General features: G+C 41.5%; 17 protein-coding genes. 10 read left to right on the forward strand and 7 right to left on the reverse strand.

The window, feature by feature from the left end:
- The first annotated feature begins 32 nt into the window (after positions 1 to 32).
- From astE to EXE30_RS06420, 5 genes are all read left to right on the forward strand, one after another.
- Positions 33 to 1,007, forward strand: a complete 975-nt coding sequence (astE, locus tag EXE30_RS06400; protein WP_130161687.1) for a succinylglutamate desuccinylase — start codon at positions 33 to 35, stop codon at positions 1,005 to 1,007.
- Between the two features lie 172 nt (positions 1,008 to 1,179).
- Positions 1,180 to 2,664, forward strand: a complete 1,485-nt coding sequence (locus EXE30_RS06405) for an amino acid permease (protein WP_130161688.1) — start codon at positions 1,180 to 1,182, stop codon at positions 2,662 to 2,664.
- Between the two features lie 239 nt (positions 2,665 to 2,903).
- Positions 2,904 to 4,286, forward strand: a complete 1,383-nt coding sequence (locus tag EXE30_RS06410; protein ID WP_121929462.1) for a long-chain fatty acid transporter — start codon at positions 2,904 to 2,906, stop codon at positions 4,284 to 4,286.
- A 43-nt stretch (positions 4,287 to 4,329) separates the two neighbouring features.
- Positions 4,330 to 5,226 (forward strand): bile acid:sodium symporter family protein, encoded by an 897-nt coding sequence (locus EXE30_RS06415; protein ID WP_121929463.1) that lies wholly within the window; start codon positions 4,330 to 4,332, stop codon positions 5,224 to 5,226.
- Positions 5,227 to 5,253: 27 nt separating this feature from the next.
- Positions 5,254 to 6,627 (forward strand): amidohydrolase, encoded by a 1,374-nt coding sequence (locus EXE30_RS06420; protein WP_130161689.1) that lies wholly within the window; start codon positions 5,254 to 5,256, stop codon positions 6,625 to 6,627.
- 61 nt (positions 6,628 to 6,688) lie between these two features.
- On the opposite strand, the gene EXE30_RS06425 is transcribed toward EXE30_RS06420, so the two are convergent.
- Entirely contained in the window at positions 6,689 to 7,708 is a 1,020-nt protein-coding gene (locus tag EXE30_RS06425) for an AraC family transcriptional regulator (RefSeq protein WP_121929465.1), read from the reverse strand.
- Between the two features lie 188 nt (positions 7,709 to 7,896).
- On the opposite strand from EXE30_RS06425, the gene EXE30_RS06430 reads away from it, so the two are divergent.
- Both EXE30_RS06430 and EXE30_RS06435 read left to right on the forward strand, forming a co-directional pair.
- On the forward strand, positions 7,897 to 8,949 hold the full coding sequence (locus EXE30_RS06430) for a fatty acid desaturase (RefSeq protein ID WP_121929466.1): 1,053 nt from the start codon (positions 7,897 to 7,899) through the stop codon (positions 8,947 to 8,949).
- Between the two features lie 347 nt (positions 8,950 to 9,296).
- A complete protein-coding gene (locus EXE30_RS06435) occupies positions 9,297 to 10,997 on the forward strand; it encodes an NAD-dependent malic enzyme (RefSeq protein WP_130161690.1) in 1,701 nt (566 codons plus the stop codon).
- Positions 10,998 to 11,069: 72 nt separating this feature from the next.
- On the opposite strand, the gene EXE30_RS06440 is transcribed toward EXE30_RS06435, so the two are convergent.
- Positions 11,070 to 11,885 (reverse strand): IclR family transcriptional regulator domain-containing protein, encoded by an 816-nt coding sequence (locus EXE30_RS06440; protein ID WP_130161691.1) that lies wholly within the window; start codon positions 11,883 to 11,885, stop codon positions 11,070 to 11,072.
- Between the two features lie 140 nt (positions 11,886 to 12,025).
- Between EXE30_RS06440 and pobA the strand changes: the two genes are divergently transcribed.
- The 3 genes from pobA (at position 12,026) to EXE30_RS06455 (ending at position 16,078) form a co-directional block, all read left to right on the forward strand.
- Positions 12,026 to 13,204: a 4-hydroxybenzoate 3-monooxygenase gene (gene pobA, locus EXE30_RS06445; protein ID WP_130161692.1), complete on the forward strand. Its 1,179-nt coding sequence runs from the start codon at positions 12,026 to 12,028 to the stop codon at positions 13,202 to 13,204.
- Between the two features lie 122 nt (positions 13,205 to 13,326).
- Positions 13,327 to 14,811 carry an aldehyde dehydrogenase family protein gene (locus tag EXE30_RS06450; protein ID WP_130161693.1) on the forward strand — a complete coding sequence of 495 codons (1,485 nt, stop codon included), beginning with the start codon at positions 13,327 to 13,329 and terminating at the stop codon, positions 14,809 to 14,811.
- A 151-nt stretch (positions 14,812 to 14,962) separates the two neighbouring features.
- Positions 14,963 to 16,078, forward strand: coding sequence for an NAD(P)-dependent alcohol dehydrogenase (locus EXE30_RS06455; protein WP_130161694.1), 1,116 nt, complete (start codon positions 14,963 to 14,965; stop codon positions 16,076 to 16,078).
- A 132-nt stretch (positions 16,079 to 16,210) separates the two neighbouring features.
- On the opposite strand, the gene EXE30_RS06460 is transcribed toward EXE30_RS06455, so the two are convergent.
- The 5 genes from EXE30_RS06460 to EXE30_RS06480 form a co-directional block, all read right to left on the reverse strand.
- Complete coding sequence (locus EXE30_RS06460; RefSeq protein WP_130161695.1) at positions 16,211 to 17,962, reverse strand: tannase/feruloyl esterase family alpha/beta hydrolase; 1,752 nt, start codon at positions 17,960 to 17,962, stop codon at positions 16,211 to 16,213.
- 32 nt (positions 17,963 to 17,994) lie between these two features.
- Positions 17,995 to 18,384 (reverse strand): PaaI family thioesterase, encoded by a 390-nt coding sequence (locus EXE30_RS06465; RefSeq protein WP_130161696.1) that lies wholly within the window; start codon positions 18,382 to 18,384, stop codon positions 17,995 to 17,997.
- A gap of 68 nt (positions 18,385 to 18,452) precedes the next feature.
- Positions 18,453 to 19,703 (reverse strand): OprD family porin, encoded by a 1,251-nt coding sequence (locus EXE30_RS06470; protein WP_213072743.1) that lies wholly within the window; start codon positions 19,701 to 19,703, stop codon positions 18,453 to 18,455.
- Between the two features lie 82 nt (positions 19,704 to 19,785).
- Complete coding sequence (locus tag EXE30_RS06475) at positions 19,786 to 20,925, reverse strand: acyl-CoA dehydrogenase family protein (protein ID WP_130161697.1); 1,140 nt, start codon at positions 20,923 to 20,925, stop codon at positions 19,786 to 19,788.
- A 75-nt stretch (positions 20,926 to 21,000) separates the two neighbouring features.
- Entirely contained in the window at positions 21,001 to 22,887 is a 1,887-nt protein-coding gene (locus EXE30_RS06480; protein WP_171457336.1) for a feruloyl-CoA synthase, read from the reverse strand.
- Positions 22,888 to 22,968 lie beyond the last annotated feature (81 nt).

Genomic DNA, 22,968 nt, shown 5'->3' on the forward strand with positions numbered 1-22,968 from the left:
GTCTGTGGAATGACTTTTAAGGATAAAGGTACATGCTTGATTTATTGACACTGACCTTAGAACAACAAACACCTGAGCAAACTCAGGGTGAGACAGCAGACTTTACATGGCAGTGGCTTGCTGAAGGGCTTTTGCAATGCACACCAAAATCAAGCTATAGCAAGACTATGGTGTTGTCTGCTGGGATTCATGGTAATGAAACTGCACCGATCGAGTTGCTCGCAAACATCATCAAAGACCTATTTACCCAACGCCTCACTTTAGGGGCTCGGGTGCTGTTTGTATTGGGCAATCCTGAAGCGATTCGCCAAGGTGTTCGTTATCTTGAAAATGATATGAATCGGATGTTTTGTGGGGCTTATCAGCATCTCACACCAGATCGAGAAACGTATCGAGCAGCACAATTAGAGCAGATGACGGCGCAGTTTTTTGCTCAAAGTCACCCAGATGCTGCGCGTTATCACTATGATTTGCATACTGCAATTCGTAGTTCTTTATTGCCAGTTTTCGCTTTATTTCCCTATCAAGTTCAAGCTTACGATGATTTCTTGATTCAAAGTCTCAATGCTGCTGACCTTGATGCTTTGGTCTATCACAATGCAGCAGGTAAAACCTTTACTCACTTCACCGCTGAAACTTTTCAGGCAGCCAGTAGCACTTTGGAGTTAGGCAAGGCAAAACCCTTCGGTCAAAATGAGTTATCAGAATTTGCTGCTATTGATCAGGTATTACGTGCGGTGCTGTCAGGCCAGGCATTGCCTGTGCGGCAGAAGCCAAGCATCCGCCAATTTAAAGTGGTGGATTCGATTTTAAAGCAAAGTGAAGACTTCCAACTCAAGTTAAATGCAGATGCGCCGAATTTTTCTCGTTTTGAGAAAGGCGAATTGATTGCAACTCAACACGCTGGAAATACGGTGGTTGATGACCAACAGGTGTGGATTTTATTTCCAAATCCAAATGTGAAAATTGGATTGAGAGCAGGGCTAATTTTAAAAGAAATTGAATAGGGTTGAACGCTTAGACATCGCTTAGATGTTGTTAAGGAATGAGCATACATGGAGTTTAAAAATGCACGATCAGTAAGAAAAAAGCAGAAAGATAATATCCGTTGGATATAAGTGTAAGAAATTGAAACAGCAAGGACAGGTTGTCATAAGAATATCGTTGGAGTGATCGTGTATGAGTAACAATAATGAAAAGACATTTCTATCGGGAGATGTTTTGGGGGGGCAGTATGTGCCCCAGCAAGACACATCCAACCCATCAAATATTTCTTCATCAGAAATAGTGGTCGGTCAGCCCTTAAAACGTGCCATGACCAAGCGTCATTTAGTCATGCTTTCATTGGGTGGTGCGATTGGTACAGGATTATTTTTGGGTTCGGGAGATGTTATTTCTCAGGCAGGTCCAGTAGGCGCTATTTTAGCTTACTTACTTGGTGGGATGATTGCATACATGGTGATGCTATGCCTAGGTGAGTTAGCGGTACATATGCCTGTTTCAGGTTCTTTTGGGGAATATGCAACAACCTATATTGGACCCGGTACTGGCTATATGGTGACGTGGTTATATTGGTTGACATGGACCGCGACACTCGGCACAGAGTTTACGGCAGCTGCATTGTTGATGCAGGAATGGTTTCCTTCGGTGTCCATGTGGACATGGACGCTTTTATTTGCGGGTTTAGTCTTTACACTGAATATTAGTTCAACACGGCTTTTTGCTGAATCTGAGTTTTGGTTGTCGCTGGTCAAAGTGCTGGCGATTATCTGTTTTATCGGTTTGGGTTTAGTCACTATTTTTGGATTCATCCCTTATCAAGGACATGAATCTGCACCACTATTTAGCAAACTCACTGAGCACGGCTGGTTTCCACAAGGGATCTTTCCAATTTTTGCGACCATGCTGATTGTGAACTTCGCCTTTTCTGGCACCGAATTGATCGGGGTTGCAGCGGGTGAAGCAGAAAACCCATCTAAAACCGTACCTAAAGCAATTAATGCCGCCATTTGGCGCTTACTTATTTTCTTTGTGGGTACCATCGTGGTGATTTGCGCATTACTTCCTTATGAAATGGCAGGGCTCAATTCAAGTGGCATCAGCAATAGCCCATTCGTGACGGTGTTTAATTATATTGGGATTCCATACGCAGAAGATATTATTCGTTTTGTGATCATTACTGCATTACTTTCAGCGGCCAACTCAGGGTTGTTTGCAGCTTCTCGAATGATGTGGTCACTTTCAATCAAAAAACAGTTGCCGAAAGTATTTTCTACCTTGACTGCTTCAGGAACTCCGATTGTTGCGATCGTGGTGACGATGTTTGGCGCAATTCCGGGACTATTATCAGAACATTTCGCGCCTGAAACGATTTTTAAGAATCTGTTGGGTGTCGCAGCATTTACCATGGTGGTGGTGTGGATTACGATTTGTATTAGCCAGTTTAATTTCCGTCGCCAATGGATCAAATCAGGTCATACAGTAAAAGATCTCAAGTTTGCAGCGCCTTTATTCCCATTGACACCAATTTTAGGCGGTGTATTTTGTACTATTACTTGTATCAGTATGGTGACTGATCCTTCGATGCAAGTGGGTTTTGTCTGCTGTATCTTATTTATTACTGCGTGTTATGCGAGCTACTATCTTTTTTATAAAAATAAATAATTCAAATTCATTCTAAGCCAACCAAAGCAGCAGATGCGTGGTTGGCTTTTTTCAGTCGGTTGCTATGCAATTTTGTTATTTATCTTCTGTTTATTTCGCTCGATCTTGATGTTTGTTATATGTTGATGGATTGAAAAGGAGATTGGCATCAGCAGACAAGTATTTGGCGTTTGGAGTTAAGCGCATAAATATAAATATAAATAAAGTAACAGATGAAAAGAAAAGTCCAGGACGGATCAATGAATCATATGACGAAAAAGAAAGCACTGGCGACCGCCATCGCTTTACTGTGTTCAGGCTCACTTCATGCCGCAGCTTTTGATAGAACAGGACAATCGATTGCCCCATTTCTTCAACCGGGCAATTATTATGAGGCTGGCTTAACGATATCGGATGCATCCCTGCAAGGTCAGGAAGCTGGTTTAAACAAAGCTCGTGCTTCAATGTCTGATATTGCAAATACGGATTATCGACCATCTACTGCATTAAAATTACAGCTTTCTCCAGAATTTTCCTTTGGTTTACTGTATGACCAGCCCTTTGGTTCTGATACTGCATATTCAGGGAAAAATAGTTTTGTTGCGTCAGCGAATGATAATGTGATACCGGGCATGACCACCACCAAATTTGCTGAAGCAACGGGGGGCAAGATTCCAACGGGTAACTCTAATGCCAGATTTAATATGCAAAATTTAAGTCTGATCTTTGGTTATCAACCGAATAAGAACTGGAATTTTTATGCTGGCCCAACTTACCAAACCTTTAAAAGTCGTGTTGAGTTAAGGGGCGATGTATATAGTCTTTATAACGGTTATGACGCGCATACCGATATCATTGGTGATTGGGGCTGGCTTGCTGGTTTCGCCTATCAAATTCCAGAAAAAGCCATCAAAACTTCTTTAACCTATCGTTCTGCGATTGTTCATAAAGTCAATGCAACTGAGAATGCGCCCATCATTGATATGTTAAATACAACCCAAGGACGGGATTTTGTTGATCAACATTTAGATCATTTGATATCGATGGGAATGATGACGCAAGAGAAAAAAGCACAATTGAATGAAGCTTTTGATGATTTGCCTGAAACTAAAAACTCAGGCACAACTAAGTTCAGATCCCCAGATTCAGTCAATTTTGATTTCCAAACAGGTTTGCGACCTGGAACTTTGTTATTTGGTAATGTCCGTTGGGTACATTGGAGTGGTTTTAAGTACCAACCTTATCGTTTTGGAGAGATTTCTAAAGCGATTGGTGTGTTGGCAACCCCAAGCAGCCCTGAAGGTTTTGGTCTCGTGCATTACTTTGAAGATCAATGGTCTGGAAATCTCGGCATTGGACAGCGCTTGTCTCCGAAATTGTTTGGTTCGGCTTCCGTGGGGTGGGATTCTGGGGCTGGCGAGAAAGTCTCAACAGGTGGGCCGTCTAAGGGATATTACAACATCGGGCTAGGTGCGCAATACAGCCCAACCCCACAGTATTTTATTTCTGGTGGAATGAAGTATTTTTGGTTAGGAGATGCCAAAGGTCAGCTCGGTGCACAGGCGGGCAGTGATTACTATGTTTCAGAATTTAAGGACAATCATTCGATTGGGTATGGCCTCAAGATTGGCTATAAATTTTAAATAAAATGCCTTAACTATTATTTTAATGAATGGAATTTCGCTCATGGATTCAGTATTAATTACCGTATTTTTGCCGATGGCACTTGCCATTGTGATGGTTGGTCTTGGGTTAGAACTTACACCGAATGATTTTAAACGCGTTCGTCAGCACCCGAAGGCTGTATTTATTGCTTTATTCTGCCAATTGATTGTTTTGGTGGGTATCGCATTTATGATCTGTAAAATATTTGTTTTACCACCGATGATTTCTGTGGGGCTCATGTTGCTTGCTGCATCACCTGGTGGCCCTACAGCAAACTTGTATAGCTATTTATTTAAAGGCGATGTGGCACTCAATGTGACGTTGACTGCGGTGAATTCAATCATTGCTGCCTTTACATTGCCGTTGATTGTAAACTTTTCATTGCAACATTTCATGACCAGTTCCCAAGAGGTGGGCTTACAATTTTCCAAGATTGTTCAAGTGTTTGCATTGATCTTAGTGCCTGTCATTATTGGGATGTTTATCCGTCATCTTGCGCCAAACTTCTCAGAGAAACTGCATAAACCTGTGCGTATTTTTGCAATCGTATTTTTACTGTTTATTGTCACCTTAGCGATCGCTAAAGATTATCAAAAGCTGATGACTTACATCGGACAAGTCGGTGGCGCAACCTTTGTTTTCTGTATTTGTAGTTTAGCAGTGGGTTATTTTGTACCGCGTTTATTTGGTATTAACCGCTTTCAAGCCAAGGCTTGTGCCTTTGAAATCGGTATTCACAACGGGACATTAGCATTAACAATTGCACTTACTGTGATGGCAAGTTCAATGGCTGCGATGCCTGCCGCAATCTACTCAATATTCATGTATATCATGGCTGCTTTATTTGGCATGTTGTTGAATAAACTAGAAAAGAGAGAGTTACAACAAAGCGTCAATAACGTTGTGAATCGAGCTTAACGGTATATGTAATAAAGGAATAATTTCATGAAGAGTATAGCCAAACATTTATGTCAGTTGGTTGGGTTTTCCGCACTTGCCTTGAGCGGCGTGGTGAACGCTCAAAGTACCGCGAACGCACCACATAGTTTACCTGCTGTCTCAGTCAAAGCTGTCTCACTGATTGATGGGCAAACAGATTGGCTTAGTAAAGTCTATAAAGATATTCATCAACATCCTGAATTGGCTTTTATGGAAACGCGGACAGCAGCCATTGTGGCCAAAGAGCTTAAATCATTGGGCTTTGATGTCAAAACAGGTATTGCAGAGACTGGCGTGGTCGGGGTTCTCAAAAATGGAGAAGGTCCAACCATCATGTACCGCGCAGATATGGATGCCAATGCCGTTGAAGAGGCGACGGGTTTGCCATACGCCAGTAAAGTTCGGGTCAAGTTGAAGGATGGAACAGAAACGCCTGTTGCCCATATGTGTGGTCATGATGCACATGTGACGTGGATGCTCGGTATGGCGAGAACCATGGTGGCACTCAAAAAAGAGTGGCGTGGCACAATTATTTTGGTCGCACAGCCTGCTGAGGAAGAAGTGACTGGCGCTAAAGCGATGGTCACAGAGGGCTTATGGCGTAAATATAATCTGCCTAAACCAGATTACTTCTTTGCTGTTCATACTGTTCCTGCACCAGTGGGCGTGGTGATCAATGCGCCGGGGCCACGAATGGCGGGGACAGATCAAGTCGATGTTTTATTCAAAGGCGTCCCAGGGCATGGATCTATGCCTCACCTCAGCAACAACCCAATCTATATGGCCACCAACGCGATTACTCAATATCAAGGGATTGTGGGCAATGTAGTAAGTGCACAACAGCCAGCCGCTTTATCTGTAGGTTCAATTCAGGCGGGTAGCGTGAATAACGTCGTTCCGTCGTCTGCTGTGGTCAAAATGAATCTTCGCTGGTTTGATCCAAAAGCACGTGAGGCTATAGTGAATCGTATTCATGCAGTGAGTGAAGGTGTTGCTCAAATGCAAGGAATGCCCAAAGAGCAGCTTCCTCAGATTACATTGAAAGGTTCAACCACACCTGTAGTGAACAATAAAGAGTTTTCAACACGCCTAAATGGGCCATTGAAAGCATTGTTAGGGGATAAAAAAGTATTAACAGACTACCCCGCATTTATGGGTTCAGAAGATGTGCATCATTTATTAGGTGAGCACAACGATGTTCCATTTAATTTCATGTTTGTCGGTGTAGCAGATCCTGTTGTGTTCGCCAATGCGATTAAACAAGGTAAACAAATGCCATATGTTCCGCATAGTTCAGAATTTATGGTGGACTTGAAAGCATTGCCAGTAGGGGTGAAAGTGATCACCGTTTCAATGTTGGAATTATTAAATAAGCAATAATTGATTCATTTAAAAACGGATACATCCAATCAGATGTATCCGTTTTTTATCTATTTTATTTTTAGTGATTGGACAATGGATTGGAAATATTATTATCACGATATTTTACTGGCGAGGAATTGGTCCAACGTCGAAAAGCGCGAGAGAAGCTACTCACATCAGTAAACCCGAGAATATAAGCAATTTCAGTAATACTATAAGCAATGTTCTTGATATAGGACATGGCCAACTCTTGCCTTGTGTTATCCAATAACTCGCTAAAAGTTGTTTTTTCCTCAGACAGTTTCCGTTGCAAACTGCGTATGCTCAAGCCTAGACTCTTGGCGATCTCTTGTTGGTGTATTTCCCCAGTAGATAAGCGTTCAATGAGTTTTAACTTCACTCGGGCAAGTATATTTTCTTTATCAAAGCGAGCGAGATAACGCATGATGATTTCATCATATTCTTGCGTCAGCTCAGGGTTTGCACCGTCTAAGGGCTGTTCGATGCTGGCTGTATCAAACACCATCATGTCCTTTGGCGCATTAAAAACGATAGGTGTTTTTAGAATACTTTGATAGGTCTCAAGATCTGCTGGCTCTGAACGACGCAGTTCGATGCGTAGTGGTGAGAAATCAGAACCTTGTAACGCCCGTGAAGCCCGAATGAATACAGAAATAAAAGCGTCGATTGCTTCAGGTTGTACTTGTTCAGGCACATGGATTAAGAAATAGTGGTTGCTGCCTTTGCTAAAAAATTCAAGCTCTGGAATATTGGTCACCAAACGGAAATAACGAATGATTCGCCCAAACATTTCTTTTAGAGTCACACTGGTATTCAGTGAGTTACCAAGAACATGAAAGGTATGGTGATTGACCTGACTGGCAACTTTAAGACCAAAGCAGGAGTCCTGCGTGGCTTCAACGGATAAACGCCATAAATGTGCAGTCTGCTCTAATGAGTATCTGGCATTGGGATCATTCAAAACTTGAATATCCAAGCCTGCTTGCTTCAATAACTCTTGACTATCACAGCCTGCTTTTTCAAGGGCTTTTTGAATCGCTTTCACCCAACTGGTCAGTGCTGTTGCTGTCTGTGACATGTCATATCCTATAACGTATAAATCAGATTCCGATGACAAGTATAAAAGGTTTTAATCAAAGTTTTTCTGCTTATTTTTGTGAATAACAATAAGTTGGCGTCAACAGCCAAGAGTTTGGCATTCTGAGTTAAGCATGTTCAGGGCGATATAAATAAAGTAAGGGTATAGGAAAAACCAAGGAAAAGTTTATGAGTTATACTTACCAAGATCCATCTGGTTGGACGGACGCAGAAAAAACAGAATATATTAAAAAAGTGGTAAACGCAGAAGGCGTTGCCTTACGCAAAAAATATTCTATTTTGAAGCATCAAAATGCAATAGGTGCCCTGATTTTGGCTTTTTCTTTAGCTGGTATGGGCGTAACAGCTTACTTTTATATCGTACATCAACTCTCTGTCTGGTGGACGATTCCACTGATTGCTTTTTTTGCTTCTTTAACTCATGAATTAGAACATGATTTGATTCACTGGATGTATTTCCGTAAAAAACCATGGGCACATCATTTGATGATGGGGTTGGTGTGGTTGGCTCGTCCAAGCACGATTAACCCATGGGCGCGCCGAGAGTTACATTTTAATCATCATAAAATGTCTGGTACCGAACATGATATTGAAGAAAGAGCTTTAGGTAATGGCGATGTCTGGGGGATCCGCCGTTTCTTTGCGACAGGTGATAATGGGCTAGCTGTGTTATTCCGAGTCATTTCTGCGAATAACTGGACTGTACGTAAAATGATTTTGAAGCGTAGTTTCAAAGCCTATTTCCCATTAGGTATCATTCACTGGTCTCTTTGGTATGTGTTTTTGGGCTACCATGCAGTTAACTTGGTCGCAATGTTGGCAGACACTTCAATTTTATGGTCGGCTACCACGTTACAAGTGATGCATGTAGTAAATATCTTAACGGTTGTTTGGATTGCACCGAATGTATTACGTACTTTCTGCTTACATTTTGTGACCAGTAATATGCATTACTACGGCGATGTTGAGTTGGGCAATGTGATTCAGCAAACTCAAGTCCTCAAGCCATGGTGGATGATGCCATTCCAGTTATTTTGTTTTAATTTTGGTTCTACTCATGCGATTCATCACTTTGTGGTTAAAGAGCCATTTTATCTCCGTCAAATGACGGCTCCTGTTGCGCACAAAGTTATGCGTGATATGGGCGTTCGATTTAATGATCTAGGAACGTTCAAACGTGCCAATCGTTGGGAAACGAAGGTCCTTTCTGAGCAAAGTTAAAGCAGCTTCGTATTGAAAACAGATTAAAAGAGCTCAGAGTTTCTCTTTTAATCTGTTTATATTTATGGTGCTAAATTCTCGCTTTTATTAGACCTTCTTTATTTTGTATTATTTTTCAATTAGAAAATGAGCGTACATAGCACTGATCACAATTTTATTGCCTCAATACCAATGATTCTTGTGAAGCAATCATTTAGCTCCTAAATATCTTATCGCTTTTCATGCAACCAGATAAATACAGTTTTGCGTCGCTATTGGTGTAAATTATTCACTACGCCATAGTTCAGTTTTATAGGAACTTGAGCGAAGAAATTTTTATATTTGACGGATAGGTTGAAGAGCGCGGTATGACAGTGAACCAGATTAAAACCAAAAAACCTTTATATATCCCTTATGCTGGAAACGCACTTTTAGAATTACCTTTGTTAAATAAAGGATCTGCTTTTTCTGAAGAAGAACGCGAAAGATTTAATTTGCATGGTCTCATTCCCAACAATATCGAAAATATTGAAGAACAAACCCAACGTTCTTATCAGCAATATCTTTCTTTTGGGAGTGATATGAATAAGCATATTTATTTGCGAAATATCCAAGATACCAATGAAACGCTATTTTATAATTTATTGAGTCAGCATTTAGATGAAATGCTACCGATTATTTATACCCCAACAGTAGGAGAGGCTTGTCAGCGTTTCTCGGACATTTATCGTCGTCATCGTGGCATCTTTATTTCTTACGGTGAGCGTGAATATATCGACCAAATCATTCATAACGTCAATAAGAAAAACGTCAAAGTGATCGTGATTACAGATGGTGAGCGCATCCTCGGTCTAGGCGATCAAGGTATTGGTGGTATGGGGATTCCAATTGGGAAATTATCCTTATATACCGCTTGTGGTGGTATCAGTCCTGCGTATACATTGCCAATTACCATTGATGTGGGTACCAATAATCAACAGTTACTCAATGACCCGATCTATATGGGCTTGAAACAGCCTCGGATAACAGGTGAACAATACTATGAGTTTGTTGAGCAGATTATTACCGCCATTCGCCAACGTTGGCCTGATGTATTGATCCAGTTTGAGGATTTTGCTCAACATAATGCTATGCCTTTACTGACTCAATACCGTGACAAAATTTGCTGTTTTAATGATGATATCCAAGGCACGGCAGCGGTCACTGTTGCGACTTTGATCGCTGCATCACGTGCGCAGGGCAAACAACTCAAAGATCAAACCATTACCTTTGTTGGTGCAGGTTCGGCTGGTTGTGGTATCGCTGAACATATCGTGAGACAGATGATTGATGAGGGCTTGAGTGACCATGAGGCACGTTCACGTATCTTTATGGTAGATCGCTTTGGTTTAATGACCGATCAACAAGAAAACCTGTTGGACTTCCAACAAAAATTGGCAACGCCAGTTGCTGCAATTCAGTCATGGGAAGGACAGGGTAAAAACATTGCCTTATTAGATGTGGTGCAAAACGCCAAACCGAGTATTTTGATTGGCGTGTCAGGGCAGGCAGGATTGTTTAGTGAAGAAGTGATTAAAAGCTTAGCCAAATATTATAAACATCCGATTGTTTTACCGTTGTCGAATCCAACTTCTCAAGTCGAAGCACAGCCAAAAGATATTATCGAATGGACACAAGGTGCGGCGATTGTCGCGACTGGCAGTCCTTTTGCCCCTGTATTTTTCCAAGGCAAAGCGTATCCGATTGCGCAGTGTAATAACTCTTATATTTTTCCGGGTATTGGCTTAGGTGTGATTGCTTGTGGTGCGACACATATCAGTGATTCAATGCTCATGGCGGCAAGCACGGCTTTAGCAGATTGTTCACCACGATTGAAAAATCCAGCAGCTGACTTATTGCCCAACATCAATGATATTCAACAGGTTTCTAAGTTTATCGCATTTAAGGTGGCAAAAGCTGCGATGGCAGATGGCTTAGCAATGCCAATGAGTAACGATGTGCTTAAAACCGTAATTGATGATAATTTCTGGACCCCAGCCTATCGTCAGTATTCACGAGTAACCTTCTAAGACTTATCTAAAAGATAAAGAATAGGCCTCCGAAAGGAGGTCTTGTATTTTATGAGCTCATATTCCAAGAATTTAAACCATGCTTCTCAACTCGTTTGCTGTATTACGGAGTAAAGGCAAGACTTGTTGAATCAAATAGTTTTCTTGAACACGATTGGTTTGAGACATACAGTTTAAAGCTGCAACAGCTTGGCCTTGAGCATTTAAAACAGGTACTGCGATCGCGATGACCCCAAGCTCATGTTGCTCTTTGGATAGACAATAGTCTAATCCTGCGATTTGTTTTAAACGTTCTAAAAAAGCGGCTTCATCGGTTTCTGTAAATGCAGTTAAACGTTTTAATCCATATTTTTTTACCCAAAGTTTTTGCTGTTCTGGTGATAATGCCGCCAATAAAATTTTACCTGTAGAGGTGGCATGTGCGGGTAAGCGATTGCCTAAATGCATACCGAAAGGACTGACTCTGAGATTATCTTGTTGAGGCAGATAACTACGGGCGATGGGCACAACCTCATTTTCATCTAAGACCACTATTGAAAAAGTCAGCGTGGTCTGGGCACATAAGAGATTTAAAAAAGATTGTGCGATCTTTGGTAAATGCGCGGAACTTAAATAAGAACTTGAGAAGCGTAATACCCGATGCGTGAGCCAAAAATAATGTTCATCTGTTTCTAAATAGCCAAGATATTTTAATGTCTTTAAATATCGTCTTGCTGCTGTTCGACTCATGCCTGTGCGTTCAGCGACTTGAGTCACATTTAAACGTTGTCGGTCTACGCCAAAAGCTTCTAATAAACTAAGTCCTTTGCCTAATCCTGCAATATAGTCTTCCTGCCGAATCTGTTCATTTAAATGGGGATGCTGCAAAAAACGATCTAGTTTAGACATTTGAACTTCCTTGCTCTGGATGAGTTTTGTCCGAATATCGGACATCTAGAATGATATGCGGCTAATTTCGATTTTCATATATAGATGCAGTACCACGCAAGCAGTAATTTAAAAGATAAGGAATGTGCAAGGATGTGGTTATGGAAATCGTTAAAACAAAGGTTGCAATTATTGGTTCGGGACCTGCAGGTTTATTGTTGGGACAGCTTTTATATAAAGCGGGTATCGACCATGTGATCATTGAACAGCGCAGTGCGGAGTATGTGGCTTCACGTATTCGCGCAGGAATTTTAGAGCAAGTATCTGTCGATTTATTGGAACAAGCGGGTGTGGATCAAAATCTAAAAGCGAATGGTTTACCCCACTCTGGTATTGAGATACTCACGAATGGAAAAAAACAACGTGTTGACTTGTCTTTATTGACAAAAGGCAAGCAGGTGACGGTCTATGGTCAAACCGAAGTGACCAAAGATTTAATACAGGCCCGTGAACATGCTGAACTGATTTCATTTTATGAAGCGGAACAGGTACAAGTTGATGACTTCTACAGCAAACCTAAAGTCACTTTTCATTATCAAGGAAAAGATTATCAAATTGAGTGTGACTTCATTGCAGGCTGTGATGGTTATCATGGTGTTTGTCGTGCCAGTGTGCCAGAAGATAAAATTAAGACTTTCGAGAAAGTCTATCCATTTGGCTGGTTAGGTGTTCTCGCGGATGTGCCGCCCGTTGCAGATGAGTTGATTTATGTGCAGTCTGAACGAGGTTTCGCTTTATGTAGTATGCGCTCAGAAACACGTAGTCGTTATTATTTGCAGGTGCCATTAACCGATCATGTCGAAGATTGGTCAGATGAACGATTTTGGGAAGAGTTGAAACGCCGCCTAGATCCTGAAAGTCGTGAAAAGTTGGTGACTGGCGGATCTATTGAAAAAAGTATTGCACCATTACGTAGTTTTGTGACTGAGCCAATGCGTTTTGGTCAACTGTTCCTAGCAGGCGATGCAGCCCATATTGTGCCTCCGACAGGGGCGAAGGGGCTCAATCTTGCTGCTTCAGATATTGCTTATTTATCCAGTGCATTGATTGAATATTATCTTGATGGTTCAGAACAGGGTATCAATGAATATTCAGAGAAATGCTTGCAGCGGGTATGGAAAGCAGAACGATTTTCTTGGTGGATGACCCATCTATTGCATCGTTTTGAAACCGAAAGTGAGTTTGACCATAAAATTAAACAGGCTGAATTAAGCTATATATTAAGTTCTCATGCTGGACAGACTACCTTGGCTGAGAATTATGTTGGTTTACCTTACTAACAGCAAAGTTTAGTAGATGTACAGCGATGAGAGAATTCATCAAAATATTAAAAAAATTAATGGGATACAAGTAATAGCCAGTCTTCTTTCTCTTTTTAAAGAAGACCAGATGATATTAAACAATGAAGCAGATGGATTGCTTCTTTATAAAGGACTACATTATGAGTTTAGAGCAGCGTTTTAATCAACAATTCATCAATGGACAGTGGTTAAAAGGTTCATCTGATAAAATTGTAACGAATACAAATCCGTATAGTCATCAACATATTGATGATATTCAAGGGGCAAATCAACACGATGTTGATGCAGCATATCAAGCCGCGCAATCTGCATTTAAATCGTGGCAAAAAACCACAGTGAGCGAACGTCAAGCCTTGATTGAACGTATTATTACGGTGATTAAACAACATCGTGATTCTCTTATTGATTGGTTAATTAATGAAGCAGGTAGCTCACGTCTTAAAGCCAATATTGAAGTTGATGCTGCGCTGGCAATTTCTCAAGCATCTTTAAAATATGCGAATGCGGTAAATGAGGTAATTGATTTAAAACCTGCTCATGATGGGCAAGTCAGCCAGGTATTTCATAAAGCTTTAGGTGTAATTACAGTCATAAGTCCTTGGAATTTTCCTTTCCACTTGAGTATGCGCTCGGTGATTCCTGCAATCATTTTGGGTAATACGGTTGTGTTGAAACCTGCAAGTGATACCCCCGTGACAGGTGGATTGATCATTGCCAAAATCTTTGAATTGGCTAATGCACCTGAGGGGGTGTTGAATGTGATTGTAGGTGCGGGTAGTGAAATTGGTGACTACGTGGTTGAGCACGACGCAAGCAAGTTTATTTCCTTTACGGGTTCGACGCAGGTCGGCAAACGTGTTGCTGAAAAAGCGATGTCTGCAAGATTGATTAAACGAGTTGGCTTGGAACTTGGTGGTAATGCCCCGTTAGTGATTTTAGATGACGCTGATTTAGACCTTGCAGTGAATCTGACGGTGATGGGACGTTTCTTACATCAAGGGCAGATTTGTATGAGTACCAATCGTGTCATTGTTGATGAAAAGATTTACGATCAATATCTCGAAAAGTTACGTCCTGCTTTAGCAAACATTAAAGTCGGAGACCCATCTAATGAAGATACTTTAGTTGGGCCAATTATCAACAAGCAGCAAACGGACAGTCTCCGTCGTATTATTCAGCGGGCGCAGAATGAAGGAGCATCGTTGTTCTTTGACGGTGGAATAGATGGGAATTTAGTTGGACCACATGTATTTATTAATGTCGAACCAGATTTTGCTGTGGCGAAAGAAGAAAGTTTTGGGCCGGTTCTGCCAATTTTAAAAGCACGTGATGAAGCACATGCGCTTGAACTTGCCAATGACACTGAATTCGGCTTATCGAGTGCAGTGTGTACTTCAAACCACGAACGTGGTGTGAAATTTGCGCTTGGTATTGAGGCAGGCATGTCACATATCAATGAAATTTCAGTTGCCGATAATCCTGTTGCACCTTTTGGGGGAGAAAAGAATTCGGGTTTGGGGCGCTTTAATGACCAATGGATTGTTGAGGAATATACGACAACACATTGGGTTACGGCACAAAAATAGGGCTTGGTCTTTGATTAAGCTGGGATACATTTAGTTTTAGATGTTTCTTGCTTGGATTTAATACCCCTTATTTTTAGGAAGATTAAACGAATGGAAGTATGGATAAGGTATTTTTTTTATAAAAATATAATCACATACAGGATGTTTGGATATGACAAATTTTATTGATATTACCGCAGCAGTGACGCAATGTAAGGGTGCAGATTTTGAACTCAAACAACTTCAAATTCGTGAGCCTCAAGACGATGAAGTGTTAGTTAAAATCGTAGCAACGGGTATGTGCCATACCGATTTAATTGTTAGAGATCAATATTATCCTGTCCCTTTGCCAGCCGTATTAGGGCATGAAGGATCAGGGATTGTGGAAGCGATTGGCTCCAATGTGAAAGATTTGGCAATCGGTGATCATGTGGTTCTTAGTTTCGGACATTGTGGGATTTGCAAACAATGTGCCAGTGGTAACCCCGCTTATTGTCAGGACTTTTTTGGTCGAAACTTTGGTGGCACTGATCCTGAAGGTAATTCAGCAATTTGTACACATGATCACCATAAAGTACACGATCATTTTTTTGCCCAGTCTTCATTTGCAACCTATGCAATCAGTCGTGAAAATAATGCAGTCAAAGTGACTAAAGATGTACCGTTGGAATTACTAGGTCCTTTGGGCTGTGGTATACAAACAGGTGCAGGTGCAGTCATGAATGCACTTGGCGTTAGACCTGCCAGCAGCTTTGTGACATGGGGGGCAGGTGCTGTTGGGTTAAGTGCTTTGCTAGCTGCAAAAGTGTGTGGTGCAACTACTATTATCGCTGTTGATATTGTGGAATCTCGTTTAACCCTTGCAAAAGAGCTAGGGGCCACACATGTGATTAATAGTAAAGTTCAAGACCCTATTGAAGCAATTAAGGAAATTACGCAGGGTGGTGTTCAATTTGCACTAGAATCTACAGGTCGTCCTGAAATTGTCAAACAAGGCATCGATGCGCTTGGAATTCTTGGCAAAATTGCAATTGTTGGTGCGCCGCCATTAGGGGTAACTGCCGCATTTGATGTAAATGATTTACTGATTGGTGGTAAATCAATCGTAGGCGTTGTAGAAGGAAATAGTGTTGCTAAACGATTTATTCCCGAACTGGTGTCATTGTATCAGCAAGGTAAATTTCCATTTGATAAACTGATCAAATTCTATGAGTTTAAAGATATTAATCAGGCTGCAATCGATAGCCAGCAAGGTATAACACTTAAGCCCATTTTAAAGATTGGTTAATCCATTTGAATGTCATGTCAGATAGGATGTGACCTTTTTTAAGATACTTAAGCAATATGGTTAGCGTTAGCTAAAAGCCCTGATTGTACACCAGAGCTTTTATTGATTTTATTCACGAGTAATCGCAATTTATTATTTACAGCTAAAGTTTTCGGCTTTTTCGCTATCGCCTTGACCATTGTAACGGGCGATTAGTGGATAAGGACAAAGTGGTCGGGTTCGATCTAGCGCCCAGTCTTGCGGAAGTTCAGTATTCACTTGACCACTTGGGTTACCTGTGCCGCGTGCAGTGGCAATGATTTTGTCAGGTACTTGTCCATATTCGACCCAATTAACTAAAGCAGTCAATGCATCAAATTGGTCGGTGGCAATGCCATCACGGGTATGGTTCATGCCCGGAACTCTAAAGAAACGTGCAAATTCAGGTGCTGTACCTTTTGCATCATTTTCATAGCGTTGGAGTAGTTGATCGTACCAGTTCTGCGTGTCATCTACAGAGAAAACGCCGTCTGCTGTGCCTTGCACCACAATCATTTTTCCACCGTGATTACGGAGTTTATCTAGATTCAATTCATCGGGTGGCATCATGAATGACATCGAACTTTCAGTGTACACCTCATTGATTGCCGATAGTTTTGGATAGTCGGTATCGAAGTTAAAATTAAAGGCAAATTGTCTAGAGTTTTTCACCACAGTTGGATCTGGTGGAACCTGAAAAATAATACCGACGGCAACAGGGTCACGTGCTGTTCCCACTGAAGATTCGAATTTCCAACTTGCCCAGTTACTGCCGACTAAACCCGGGTCGAAAGGCTGAGTTGCATAAAGTGCTTCTCCAGCAGAGTTTACCGGACCACGGTAAATGTTGGCTAATACATCAATTTGTTCGGTACTTAAACAAGTACCATCTCTTGTGCTTAAGCAAACGGGTACATGTTGGTGAATATCAAAAGCCCTACGGCAAGCCTCGACATCTTGAACCAGTCCATCTGCAACACCGTCTAAGGCATCGCATCGATCTAAAATCGCTTTTGCTAATACTTTACGCTCTGAAAGCGTAAGAGCGGTACTTAGGTCATTTTCATCTGTTGCGACACGACGGAGTTGCTGCGCTGTGTAGAGTTGAGCCGCGGCTGCACGAGGTAAATGAAAACCTGGTGTACTTGCTAAAATTCCATCATATTGATCGCCTAAACGGGTGGCAGCAATCATGGCGTGGCGACCACCGTTAGAGGTGCCGCCTGCATAGGAGCGGTCTGGTAATTTACCATATGCTGTTTTAATTAGATTTTTTGCCATCGGCGTGAGTTTGGTAATCGCACCATAACCATAGTTGATTCTGGCTTCAGGGTCTAAACCAAACATTGGATTTTGGGAAGCATTATGTCCAGCGTCGGATGAAATAACCGCAAAACCGTCATGCAGGGCATTGGTGAGTGGACCGCCGCTACCGACCTGACCCGTTGCAGGCACAAGATTACCATCACTTCCACCATTACCTTGATAGAGAAAACGACCGTTCCAATCAACAGGTAAGCGCATTTCAAAACCAATTTGATAGGTTTGCCCATCGACAGGGCTTACACGTTGATCTATATAACCTTTGACTAAACAATGTGCGCGAATTGGTTTGTTGGCGACAGTCAATGTGCCTGCTTTTTGAAGGGTGGAGGAGCTAATGACAGTATTGTTGTATTGAAATCCAAGTAAGTCTGAACAGCTTCCTGTCAGTTTTGCACCCACAGCAGCAGACAACTGAGGAGGTTTTGTTGTTGAAGGAACCGCTGTGTCCTCACGATCACTTCCACAGCCTGCCAAAGCGCCAAGTATGGCAAGCACTAAAGTTGAGTGAGTCAAAATTTGTTTATTGTTGGAATAATTCATTGATTCATATCCTTATTGAATGAATTTCGTAATTAATCTAAAACCAGAAAATTAGCGGTGCTTCGAGCAATCATTTTGTTGTTTTGCCAAGCTTCACTTTCGAGATTCAGTACGGTTTTGCCTTGTTTAATAAAACGGCATTTTGTAATGACTTCACCTACAGCACAGGGTCTTAAAAAATCCATAGTTAAGTTGATAGTGGTGGCGGGTTTACGGTCATTGGCAAGATATGCGAAAAGTCCCATCACATCGTCAAGCATGGCGCAGATCATGCCGCCTTCAACGGTGCCGCGTGGATTTGTAAAGCTTTCTAGCGCCGTATAATAAATGGTGAGTTCAGTGTTTTTTTCATTCCAATGGAGATTATGTCCACCTAAATGGTGATGGATGGGGGGTAAATTTTCTAAAAATTTTTGATCCATAATTAAAAACTCTTATTTTGAATAAGAAAGAGGCTCTATAAAAAATATAAAACCCCCATGGCTGTGAATTATTTGAACTTCCATGTGTAATCAATGTTGATACGGGTTTCATTTGCAGGTTTGATGTTGGCAGTAGAGAGCATGTTATTGTCATAAATGGCATAGCGCGCGCGAAGCCCTAAATTTTTTAACCAGCCACTTTGAACGGTGTAGCCTAAATCAAAGTCTGTTTCGCGTTCTTTTAGATTGGTTCCACCTAAGTTGGGTGCATAAATATTGTGACCTGTGGTGTAACGGGTCATAAAACGTAAGCCTGGAACATAATCTTTGAAGTCATATTCATAGCGAAAGCTATAGGCTTTTTCTTTTGGGTTTAAAAACTCGCCCGGCCATGTATCAATGAGTAGCCCGGTTTCACCTCCAGTCAAATATGGAAATGCGGTATCGCCGTGATGCTGAAAGGTTCCAAAAATAAATTTGTGGTTTTGATGTTTAAGTTCGAAATGTGCATGATAAAGATCATTATCGACTAAACCAGCTTTTGCCTGTCCATCATCGCGACTGCGGTAATAGCGTAATTGTGAACTAAGATTGGTGGCATCATTAATTTGATATTGATGTAAGGCTCCGAACATCACTTGGTTATAAAGATCGTCAACATCCATATAAAAAGCGGTGAGTTTGAGTGCAGGGTTAAACTGATAATTTCCCCCTAAATAATATAGACCGTCAGTTTCAGCACTTTTAAATCGTCCATTTACCCCTGAAATTTTCATTTTTTCATGATTAGTGGAATCACGATGGTTGACGCGATTAATGTAAGCTGCTTGTAAGTCAAAATCTTGAAGGTCTTTGGATTCAATTGAGAGACCACGGTAGGTCTGTGGTAATAAACGGGCAGGTGAGGCAACTAGAACAGGGTTCATCGGTTTTAAGGTACCGACTTTAAGTTCAGTTTGGCTCATTTTAGCTTTTGCTGTGACACCAATTTGTCCGTAAGAGTTTGCGGGTTCATTAGTGACCGTATTCCTCAGTAAATTTCCTGTACCTGCATGTTCGGCATCGGCATCAAGTTTGAAGCCTGCTGTTGCAAGAATATCTAGCCCAAAACCAATCGCTCCCTCGGTGTAGCCCGAGTTTGCTTTGAGAATAAAGCCTTGTGTCCAATCTTTTGCTGCGGGGTATCTCGACTCTTCTTGATAGTCACGATCGAAATAAAAGTTTCGTGCGGTTAGTTCTACTGAACTGTTATCAATGAAGTTGCCTGCATAGACTGAACTGGTGAGCATTAAGGTAGAGTAGATCCATAATTTCGACATGGTATTTCTTCCTGAAAATAGTATTGTTGTTTTCAAAACAGACTTGATTGTTCTGTCTGCCTTGTTTCGCTTCTAAATCGAATTATTTTCCGAGCAGCTTTCGAGCCACGATTTCTTTCATAATCTCGTTGGTTCCCCCATAAATTTTTTGTACCCGCGCATCCACAAAAAAGCGTGAAATCGAATATTCCTGCATATAACCGTAGCCACCAAAAAGCTGAAGTAATTGATCAATCACGTCACATTGGACGTCTGTGATAAAGCATTTCAATGCGGCAACTTGAGTGACGCTTAACTGGTGTTGTTGATAAAGCGCCGCACATTGATCTACAAAGGCTTGTGCGGCTTTTGCTTTGATGTGTGCATTTGCGAGCACAAAACGTGTGTTTTGCATTTGACTTAAAGGCTTCCCGAAAGCTTTACGCTCTAATACGTAGTCTTTGGTCAGTTCGATGGCACCTAAAATTGACCCTAAAGCCATCATGGAAATACTCAAACGTTCGCGAGGTAACTCTTGCATTAAATAAGCAAAGCCTTGTCCTTCTTCCCCCAGACGCTGAGTTGCAGGCACACAAACATCATCAAAAAATAGTTCGGCTGTATCTTGGGCATGCAGCCCGATTTTTTGTAAAGAGCGGCCTTTTTTTACACCGTCTAAAGCAGCATCCACTAAAAAAATCGAAATACCTTTTGCTTTGGCTTGAGGGGCGGTTTTTGCTACCAGAACGATCAGATCGGCATGTAACCCATTTGAGATAAACGTTTTAGAACCATGAATACGGTAGTGATCATTTTCCAAAATGGCTTGAGTACGTATCGCTTGTAAATCTGAACCAGCGTTCGCTTCGGTCATGGCAATAGCAGTGACGACTTCACCTGTCACCATTTTCGGTAGCCAATAACGTTTTTGTTCTTCGGTTCCAATATTTTGTAGGTAAGGAGAGACCAGCTCATTTTGCCCGCCAATGGCAACTGCCAAAGATGCAAAGCCTGCTTGAGCAGTTTCTTGAACCAGCATGAGAGAGTAATGAACAGGAGCGCCGTAACCACCATATTCCTCGGGTACATCGACGCATAAAAAGCCATTTTCCCCAAGACGAAGCCATAGATCACGTGGGATAAGGCCATCGTGTTCCCATTGTTCATAATACGGAGCAACCTGTTCTTTTAAGAACCTGCGATAGCTGTCCCGAAAGAGTTCAAATTCTGTATCGTGTGGCATGCTGAACCTTTTTTTAGGCAAAAGTGAGGCTAAGGCCCAAACCGAAGTTCGAGCTTCCTTTTTTATTTCAATTGCTTATTGCTTTAAGGTGGGTACCCGAATAATCAGCGGGTTTTCGACCTGTTTTTGATAAAGCTCATCAATTAAAGCAGCACGACGTTTTGTAATATTGCTTTGATTGAGGTTACCTTTATCGGTTACTTCGCCTGCATCGAGTTGAGGTGGCTCGGTCATTAAATAAAGCATTGAGACTGTATTTGAACTACCAGTCGCATCTTTATTAAAAGTTGTTAAAAATTGGCGGAACAATTGCTGGACTTTCGGATGCTGTAGTATCTCTGCTGGAGAATGTTCGCTCAGCTTAAGACCAGCTTGTTGAGCACAAGCATCTAGTTTTGGAAAAATCAAAAAACCAACAGCATTTAGGTTTGAACCTGTAATACAAACATCTTGAATCAGTAAATTACCTTGAATGAGCACTTTGTTGCGTAGTGTGCCGACATTGACGAAAGTGCCTGTATTGAGTTTAAAGTCTTCGGCAATTCTTCCGTCGTACATTAGGCCTTTAGTTGGATCATTGACATCGACTAAACGAACTGCATCGCCCGTATGGAAAAAGCCTTCATCATCAAACACAGTGCTTTGCTGATCTGCTTTTAAGCGCCAATAGCCTTTCATAACGTGTTTGCCACGAACACAAAACTCAAGTTTGTCACCACATGGAACTAGCTTAATTTCGCATCCAGGAGCAGGGTAACCAATAAAGCCAGCCATTACGCGTGGACCAGTGGTAAAAGCACAAGAGGGAGCAGTTTCGGTCATACCCAATCCGCTCATGATGCGAATTTTTTCTCCGCAATGTTGTTGAGCAATTTTATCGAGTCTGTTCCAGCCCGCTTCGGAAAGCGCTGCACCTGCAAAGAATAGAATTTTAACTCTAGCAAAAAAGCGGTCTCTTAATTCTTCATCTTTTTCTAACGCTTCGGTGAGTTCTTCCCAACCTTTGGGCACATTTAAATAAACGGTTGGAGAAATTTCTTTGAGATTACGAATAGTTTCGTCAAATTTTCCTGCAACGGGTTTGCCATCATCAATGTAAATGGTACCGCCGTTATAGAGTGCAATTCCGACATTGTGACTGCCGCCAAATGTGTGGTGCCAAGACAGCCAGTCGAGTAGGACAGGTGGCGTTTCTTCAAACTCAGGGAAAGTCTGTAATAGCATTTGCTGATTAACACACAACATTAAATGCGTGGTCGGTACAGCTTTAGGGAGTTTGGTTGAACCTGATGTAAATAAGAATTTGGCAATCTGGTTTTCATCAAGGCTTTGATAAAACTCTTGAACATTTGAAACTGGTGTATCTAACAGCGATTGAAAAGATGTGCAGATCTGATCGCCCACAATCCCTTTATTGGTCACCACTTCAATGTCAGGTGTAATACATGCCTGAATCGCTTTGGCAAAAGCTTGTCCATCGCTGGCATAGACCATACCCGGTGTCAGCACTTCAAACACATGTTTGAGTTTGCCAAAGTCTTGAGAAATCAGAGAGTAGGCGGGTGAAATAGCAGAGAAAGGCACACCTGCCAACATGGCAGCCATAGACAGTGTTAAATGTTCAAGATCATTACCACTTAAAATAACGAGTGGTCTTTCTTGGCTTAACTTACGTTCATGTAATGCCTGAGCAATGTGCCATGCACGTTGTAAAACTTCTGCATAACTCAGTTTGACCCATTCACCTTGAGCATTGCGTTTTGCTGCAAAAATATGGTCTGGTTTGGTTTGTGCAAAATGAATTAACCGATCTGTCAGTTTTTGTGGATATGGTTTTAATTGCTCTTTTGGGCTGATATAGAGCGTGTCATCTTTATGGTGATAATGAATATCATGTTGCCCTAATTTTACGAACCGTTCGCGGTCTTGTGATTGAGTGGCATTCATTTGCATTTCTTTCACTCCATGGCAAGCGCATCACTGCGCCTTATTTTTTGCATCATGCAATTTTTATTTAATATGTCGTTTTCCGCATTAGTCCGA

The organism is Acinetobacter halotolerans (genome assembly GCF_004208515.1).
Classification (GTDB): domain Bacteria; phylum Pseudomonadota; class Gammaproteobacteria; order Pseudomonadales; family Moraxellaceae; genus Acinetobacter; species Acinetobacter halotolerans.